Annotated in this window: 8 protein-coding genes; 2 read left to right on the forward strand and 6 right to left on the reverse strand. The window is 71.8% G+C overall.

Annotated features, from left to right (window positions below):
• Positions 1–28: 28 nt before the first annotated feature.
• Positions 29–1,105, reverse strand: a complete 1,077-nt coding sequence (gene ftrA, locus CS062_RS00395; protein ID WP_099859507.1) for a transcriptional regulator FtrA — start codon at positions 1,103–1,105, stop codon at positions 29–31.
• 100 nt (positions 1,106–1,205) lie between these two features.
• Between ftrA and CS062_RS00400 the strand changes: the two genes are divergently transcribed.
• Complete coding sequence (locus tag CS062_RS00400) at positions 1,206–1,643, forward strand: rhodanese-like domain-containing protein (RefSeq protein ID WP_099859508.1); 438 nt, start codon at positions 1,206–1,208, stop codon at positions 1,641–1,643.
• 18 nt (positions 1,644–1,661) lie between these two features.
• Here the strand turns inward: CS062_RS00400 and CS062_RS00405 are convergent, their stop codons facing one another.
• The 5 genes from CS062_RS00405 to CS062_RS26060 all read right to left on the reverse strand — a co-directional run bounded on the left by CS062_RS00405 (position 1,662) and on the right by CS062_RS26060 (position 5,970).
• Positions 1,662–2,516: an SGNH/GDSL hydrolase family protein gene (locus CS062_RS00405; protein ID WP_099859509.1), complete on the reverse strand. Its 855-nt coding sequence runs from the start codon at positions 2,514–2,516 to the stop codon at positions 1,662–1,664.
• Between the two features lie 18 nt (positions 2,517–2,534).
• Complete coding sequence (locus tag CS062_RS00410; RefSeq protein ID WP_199174137.1) at positions 2,535–3,047, reverse strand: CreA family protein; 513 nt, start codon at positions 3,045–3,047, stop codon at positions 2,535–2,537.
• A complete protein-coding gene (locus tag CS062_RS00415) occupies positions 3,040–4,230 on the reverse strand; it encodes an acyltransferase family protein (protein WP_099859510.1) in 1,191 nt (396 codons plus the stop codon). The genes CS062_RS00410 and CS062_RS00415 overlap by 8 nt, the downstream gene beginning before the upstream one ends.
• Positions 4,231–4,453: 223 nt before the next feature.
• Entirely contained in the window at positions 4,454–4,801 is a 348-nt protein-coding gene (locus CS062_RS00420; RefSeq protein WP_099859511.1) for an antibiotic biosynthesis monooxygenase family protein, read from the reverse strand.
• On the reverse strand, positions 4,798–5,970 hold the full coding sequence (locus CS062_RS26060; RefSeq protein ID WP_158238625.1) for a hypothetical protein: 1,173 nt from the start codon (positions 5,968–5,970) through the stop codon (positions 4,798–4,800). The genes CS062_RS00420 and CS062_RS26060 overlap by 4 nt, the downstream gene beginning before the upstream one ends.
• A gap of 86 nt (positions 5,971–6,056) precedes the next feature.
• On the opposite strand from CS062_RS26060, the gene CS062_RS00435 reads away from it, so the two are divergent.
• The coding region (locus CS062_RS00435; protein WP_099859513.1) for an ArsR/SmtB family transcription factor at positions 6,057–6,604 on the forward strand (548 nt) is incomplete at its 3' end.

Below are 6,604 nucleotides of genomic sequence, written 5' to 3' on the forward strand. Positions count from 1 at the left end.
CGCTGCGATCGACCTTCGCGCCGCGCGATCAGCCGAACTGCCGCCGGTAGCGTGAAGGCGCCGGCAGCCCCATCAGGCGAAAGTGCCGCCGCATCGACTCGGGCGAGCCCAGTCCGGAGAGATCGGCGATCGCCTCCACGTCCAGCGCCTCGCGGGTCTCGAGCAATTCCTTCGCGATGGCGACGCGCTCGCGCGTGAGCCATTCGAGCGGTGCGAGACCGGTGGCTTCCTTGAATCGGCGCTGCAAGGTGCGCGCGCTCATCGCGGCGCGACCGGCCATCGACGCCACCGTGTGGACCTCGCGCGGATGGGCGCGCAACCAGTCCTGCAGCACGGCGATGGGACTGGATTCATCGGTGGGCATCGGTCGCGGCACGAACTGGGCCTGGCCGCCCTCGCGGTGCGGCGACATCACCAGCCGCTGCGCCACCGCGTTGGCGACGCGCGCGCCGTGATCGCGCCGCACCAGGTGCATCAGCATGTCCAATCCGGCGGCCGATCCGGCCGAGGTGATCACCTGGCCCTCGTCGACGTAGAGCGCGTCGGGATCGACCTCGATGCCGGGGAACTCGCGGGCGAGGCGCTCCGCATAGCGCCAGTGGGTGGTCGCGCGCCGGCCCTCGAGCAGCCCCGCATGCGCGAGCACGAAGACGCCGGAGCAGATCGTGCACAGCCGCGCGCCACGCGCATGCGCGGCACGCACCGCCTTCAGCAGTGGCTCGGGGGGGCGCTCGGCGGCGTCGCGCCAACCGGGAATGACGACGATGTCGGCGCGCCGCAGCATCGCCAGCGTATGGGGCGCCTCCACGCGCACGCCGCCGGTGCCGCGCAGCGGTCCGGCTTCGGCTGCGCAGATCGCGTGGCGGTACCAGGCGACGCCGAGTTCCGGGCGGTCCAGCGCGAAGAGTTCCACCGCGCAGCCGAACTCGAACATGCACAGCCGGTCGTACGCGAGGATCGCCACGAGCGGCGCTTCAGGCCCGGCCGCCGCGCGGGACGATCGACGCTGCCTGGCGGGCCCGGCGGGCTTGGCGACGACGGTCGTCGCGTCGGTGAGGGCACCGGCGCGGGGCTTTGAGCGGGAGGCAAGACGGGGTCGCGACATGGCGCGATGTTACCGGTGCACGGCATTCCGGCCACTCGCGTGTGGCCCGACGACTGGCGACACTGGCTGCCATCGATCCCCACCCAGCAAGGAAACTTCAATGAGCTCGCATGTCTCCGCCATTCCCGCCGCACCGAGCGCCCAGGCGCTCGCGCACTTCGAGCAGGCCTTCGCCTTCGAGACCGACTGCTGGGACGTGCATGATGCGTTCTCGCGCGGCGTCCAGGACTTCGTGCTGCTGGATGTGCGCAGTCACGAGCTTTACCAGCGCGGCCACCTGCCCGGCGCGCTCAGCCTGCCGCACGGCAAGATCACCGAAGGCAAGATGGCCGCCTATCCGAAGGACACGCTGTTCGTCGTGTACTGCGCCGGCCCGCATTGCAACGGCGCGCATCGCGGCGCGGTGCGGCTGGCGCGGCTGGGCCGGCCGGTGAAGCTGATGATCGGCGGGCTGACCGGCTGGATCGACGAGGGCTTCGAGGTCGAACGAGCGCCTGAGGTCGAGCGCGAAGGCGCGCCGGCCGTCGCCGCCCCATGAGGCGATCCGCGGCTGGCTTCAGATCCGGTCCAGCACCGGCCCCCAGTGCGCGCTGAGCTTGCGGTAGCCCGCGGTCGTCGGATGGATCTCGTTGAGCCAGTCGGCGGTCGCCCCGGTGTCGGTCACCCGTGCCGGCGCCAAGGTGCCCTGCGTGTCGACGACATGCATCGACCCGTCGGGCACCGTCGCGGCGATCTGGAGCAGCAGGGTCTTCAGCCGTCGCAGCATCAGCGCGCTCACGGCGGCCCAGGCATCCTGCGGGATGCCGTACTTCACGAGCGAGGGCTGCAGCCAGGGACCTCGGCCGAAGCCCGCGCCGCTCGGGCGCGGCACGGCCAGGTCGTAGGTGTGCAGGACGACCGGGATGCCGCGGTTGAGGCCCGTGTCGCGCTCCCGCAGCAGTTGGCGCACGACCGACTCGAGGTGGAGGCTGAAGGTCTGCCAGCCCGCGTTTGAGAGATAGCGGTCCTCCGCGATGCCCTGGCCCCACTCCGCCCGCGTGGCCAGCAGGCGCAGCGCGGCAGGCTGCGCCGGGTCGACCGCCGCCGCTTCGATGAGGTCATTGCCGCCGCCGGACAGCAGCAGCGCGCTCCAGCGGCGGGACAGCGGTCCGTTGAGGTGGCGAAGGAAGCGGCGTTCCCGGACTGCGTCCGTCATCCGCCGGAGCACGGCGCCCGGTGAGGCGAAATTGACCGCACAGGCGGCGGTGCGGGTCGACATCCCATCGAAGAGGTTGGACGACTGCAGCGGCAGCGCTCCCATCGAGAACCAGGAATCGCCCTGGGCGATGAACTGCCGATCGAAGTCGGACAGCGGCGCCGGTCTGTCCGCATGCTCCACCTCGTCGGGCGTGAAGACGGTGATCACGGGCATGGCGGATTCCTCGCCGGCTCACTTCACCGGGATGACCGTGCCGCGGTCCACCGGCACGGCGGTCACGCTGTTCTGCGGCGAGCCCTCGATGACGCGGTCCGAGTAGGTCAGGTAGACCAGGGTGTTGCGCTTGGCGTCGACCATGCGGACGACGCGCAGCCGCTTGAACACCAGCGAGGCGCGCTCGGAAAACACCTCCTCCTGCCGGGGCAGCGGCTTGGGGATGCTGATCGGACCGACGGCGCGGCAGGCGATCGAGGCCTCGGACTTGTCCTCGGCCAGGCCGAGGCCGCCCTTGATGCCGCCGGTCTTCGCGCGCGAGACGTAGCAGGTCACGCCGTTCACTGCCGGGTCGTCGTAGGCGTCGACGACGATCTTGTGGTTCGGGCCGATGAACTTGAACACCGTGCTCACATCGCCGATCTCCTCGGCGTTCGCGCCCATGCAGGCGGCGGCGAGCAGGCTCAGCGCCAGGGCGCCGAAGGACAGGACCGCCGGGCGACGGGGGCGGGAGGAACGGGGGCTACGCATGCTGGGGACTCCTTTGGCTCGCGGTTGTAGCACGCGTGGCGGCCACGAATTGAGACGGGATCCAGCGGTCGCGCCAGCCCAGGAAGGGCCGCTCGACCGCTCGATAGAGCAGCCATCCGCCCAGCAGGCAGGCCGCGGCGATCGCCAGCGCCGCGCCTGCCGACGTGCGCGTCAGGCCGATCACCGCCAGCGGCTGGACCAGCGCATAGGCGATCGGCTTGTGCGTGAGGTACAGCGCATAGGACCAGCGCGCCAGCGCGTTCGCGCCCGGGACCTCGATGCGAGCCATCGGCCCGCGCGGCGCCAGCGCCGCCAGCACCAGCAGACCGAAGCTCCAGGCGAGCGCGCTGTAGCCCCAACTGCTCATCGCCCGGCCATAGCCGTAGCCGTCGATGTAATAGAAGTGCAGCATCAGCGTGAGCATCGCGAAGCTGGCCGCGCCACCGATGAGGAGCAGCATTCGCGCGCGACCCATCAGCGCAGCCCACCGGTCCGCATGACCGTGTTTCAGCAAGGCGATGGCGACACCCGGCAGGAACTCGTCCAGCCGGGCGAGGCTGCCGTAGTAGAGCTGCGGGTAGTAACCGAGCGACGGATCCTGCGTGCCGTAGCGCCGCCACAGGTGATCGCGCCACACGATGGCGGCCAGCGTCAGCCCGCCGATCAGCGACCAGGCCAGCAGACGTCGGCGCGACTTCAGCGCGGCGCCGAGCACCAGCGCGGCGGGGAGCGCCAGGTAGAACTGCTCCTCGATGCACAGCGACCAGGCGTGCGAGAAGGCTGTTCCCGGCGCCAGTCCGATGTTCTGGGTGAAGGTGAGGAAGCGCCACAGGGGCGGCGGCTCGCGGCCGCCCATCAGCTGAGGCAGCAGCAGGTAGAGCGCCAGCACGACGTAGAAGTTGGGCAGGGTGCGCAGCAGGCGCCGGCCATAGAAACGCGGTAGCGACAGCCGCTCGCCGCGCGCGATCCCGCCCATCAGCTGGTTGGCGATCAGATAGCCGCTGAGCACGAAGAACAGGTCGACGCCGGTCCAGCCGATGCGGCTCAACCAGCCGAAGGTCGACTCGCCGCTGACGAAGACCTGGTAGTGGTAGGCGAAGACCAGCAGGATGGCCGCGGCGCGCAGCGTGTCCAGACCATGCAGGCGCGGGGCGCCCGAGGCAGGCAGGGAAGGGGAGGACATGGGGCGGAGGGGACCGGCTTCGCGACGGTGTCGTTGGAACGGCGGCGATTCTCGGCACGCCGGCGACGCCGGGCGTGATGCTGCGACGAAATCGACTCCGCGGCGGACGAGTCCGCGATGCGAGAGCCGTTACGCGCGTTACGCGGGGTGCCCCCGTCCCGCGGCGGATGCCCGGACCGCGGGCAGCCCCGGCCCCATGGATGCCGCCGGCGCCATGGAGGCCTCAGGCGCGATGGCGCTCGCGACTGTCCGCCGGTGCCTCGTCGCGCGCCTGCATGCCGTAATCCCGCAGCACCGCGGCGACGCGCAGCCGGTAGTCGGAGAACACGCCCGCACGACCCTGCGCCTGCGCCTGGCGATGGGCCTCGAGGCGTCGCCATGCATGCACCGCCGCCTCGTCGCGCCAGAAGGACAGCGAAAGCAGCTTGCCCGGGTCGGTCAGGCTCTGGAAGCGCTCGATGCTGAGGAAACCGTCGATCTCCTGCAGCAGGGGCTTGAGTTCGGCGGCGAGCTCGAGATACCGGTCACGGCCTGCGGCGCTGGGTGTGACTTCGAAGATGACGGCGATCATGGGAATAGCTCCTCGTCCTTGAATTGCGGAATGTCCATGTTGGGCAGCGCCAGGGGCGCGATCGCCGTCGGCGGGCGCAGCGCCGGTTGCTCGGCGAGCCACTGCAGCGCCGCCAGCGACGTCTCCAGCGCCAGGCCTCGTCCCGGACAGCGGTGCGCGCCGTCGCCGAACGGGGCATCGGTGCCGGCCAGCGGCACGGTCACCGGCGCGGGAGGCGTTTGCCGGACATCGAAACGCCGGGTCACGCGCACGGCGCCGCCTTCGCGTGCCAGGCGCAGCAGGTCCTCGCGCGTCGGTGCCTCGCCAACGCGAGGACCGCGGGTCCGCCCTTCCTCGAGCAGCGCATGGCCGAGCAGCGCGGCGCCCGCCTCATGGCTCTGCCAGATCAGCGCCAGCCGGTTCGCGGTGAACGTGGCGCGGTCGGTCCAGCGCGGCGGCGCGGCGTGCCGAAGCAGGGTCCATTGCAACGGCGCATCGGGCGCGCGGTGCTCCGCGTCGTCGAGCGCGGCCAGCAGCGCCGCCACCGCCTCGCCGCCGGCGCGGACCGCCTCGTCCTCTGCCTGCGCACCCAGGCCGGCCGCCATCGCACGCAGCCGGCCATGCAGCCGGCGCTGGGCGTCGACGTCGTCCATCGCCAGCCCCAGCAGGCTCGCCACCGTCGACGCCGGGACCGCCCAGTGCCAGTGGGACCAGCCGCCGCGCGCCGCGATGGCCGCCTGGCGACGGGCATGGGCGCGGACATCGTCGTCGGACAGCGCCAGCAACGCGCGCGATAGCGCCGCCTTTTCCGGTGCGTGAGTCGCGTCGTCGCGTTGCCGCAGCCAGCGGGCGAAGACCTCGGCCAGCGGGCCGCCCTGCGTGCGGAGCGGCGGCGGCAGCGGCTCTCCCGGCGGCCGCATGCGCAGCGCCGGATCGAGCAGCGGCGCGAGCAGGGCTTCGGCGGCCGGGTTGTGGACGACCACCGCATCGGCGCTGGCGCTGGCGCCGATGCTGGTGCTGGTGCTGGTGCTGGTGCTGGTGCTGGTGTTGGTGTTGGTGTTGGTGTTGGCGCTGAGGCTGGCCTCGGCGTTGGCGTTGGCGTTGGCGCGGACTGGAACGATCGTGCGAGTCGGCCTCGTGACGGCAGGCGCGTCGGCATCGTGCCGCGCATGGAAGGGACAAGCGGTCATCGCGTGGCGCCCTAGCGGGCGGTGAGGGGGAACATCGGGGAATCTTCGCGATGGATCGCCGGGAACGCTTCGCTTAGCATCGAAACATGATTGACGCTCCCACCGCCGACGAGGCGCTGGCGCACATCGCCGCCAGCATGGCCGAGCCGGTCCGCGCGCGGATGCTCTGCTGCCTGATGGACGGCCACGCGCGCACGGCCACCGAGCTGGCTGCCGTCGGCGACGTCGCCGCCTCGACCGCCAGCGCCCACCTGGCCAAGCTGCTGGGGCAGGGGCTGATCGGCTGCATGGCGCAGGGCAAGCACCGCTACTACCGGCTCGCCGGGGCCGAGGTGGGGCAGGCCCTCGAGGCGATGCTGGTGCTCGCCGGTCTGCCGCGCCCGCGCTTCGAGCCGAGCACCCCGCCCGCGTTGCGACAAGCGCGGCGCTGCTACGACCATCTGGCCGGACATTGGGGCGTGCGGCTGCACGACCACGCACTGCGCCAGCGCTGGATGACGCCCGACCCCGACGAGGCCCGCGGCTACCGCTGCACCGACGAGGGCCTGGACGCGCTGCGCGGCCTGGGCGTCGACGTCGCCGCGGCCACCGGCGCGCGTCGGCGGCGCCTGGCCTGCGCCTGCATGGACTGGAG

Origin of the sequence: Roseateles chitinivorans (assembly GCF_002761755.1) — a bacterium.
Taxonomy (GTDB): Bacteria; Pseudomonadota; Gammaproteobacteria; order Burkholderiales; family Burkholderiaceae_C; genus Roseateles; species Roseateles chitinivorans.

What these genes read in the sequence shown, in the direction of transcription:
- CS062_RS26060 (WP_158238625.1), bottom strand. Translation starts at nt 5,970, where the DNA reads ATGACCGCTTGTCCCTTCCATGCGCGGCACGATGCCGACGCGCCTGCC.
- CS062_RS00410 (WP_199174137.1), bottom strand. Translation starts at nt 3,047, where the DNA reads ATGCGTAGCCCCCGTTCCTCCCGCCCCCGTCGCCCGGCGGTCCTGTCC.
- CS062_RS00415 (WP_099859510.1), bottom strand. Translation starts at nt 4,230, where the DNA reads ATGTCCTCCCCTTCCCTGCCTGCCTCGGGCGCCCCGCGCCTGCATGGT.
- CS062_RS00420 (WP_099859511.1), bottom strand. Translation starts at nt 4,801, where the DNA reads ATGATCGCCGTCATCTTCGAAGTCACACCCAGCGCCGCAGGCCGTGAC.
- ftrA (WP_099859507.1), bottom strand. Translation starts at nt 1,105, where the DNA reads ATGTCGCGACCCCGTCTTGCCTCCCGCTCAAAGCCCCGCGCCGGTGCC.
- CS062_RS00405 (WP_099859509.1), bottom strand. Translation starts at nt 2,516, where the DNA reads ATGCCCGTGATCACCGTCTTCACGCCCGACGAGGTGGAGCATGCGGAC.
- CS062_RS00400 (WP_099859508.1), top strand. Translation starts at nt 1,206, where the DNA reads ATGAGCTCGCATGTCTCCGCCATTCCCGCCGCACCGAGCGCCCAGGCG.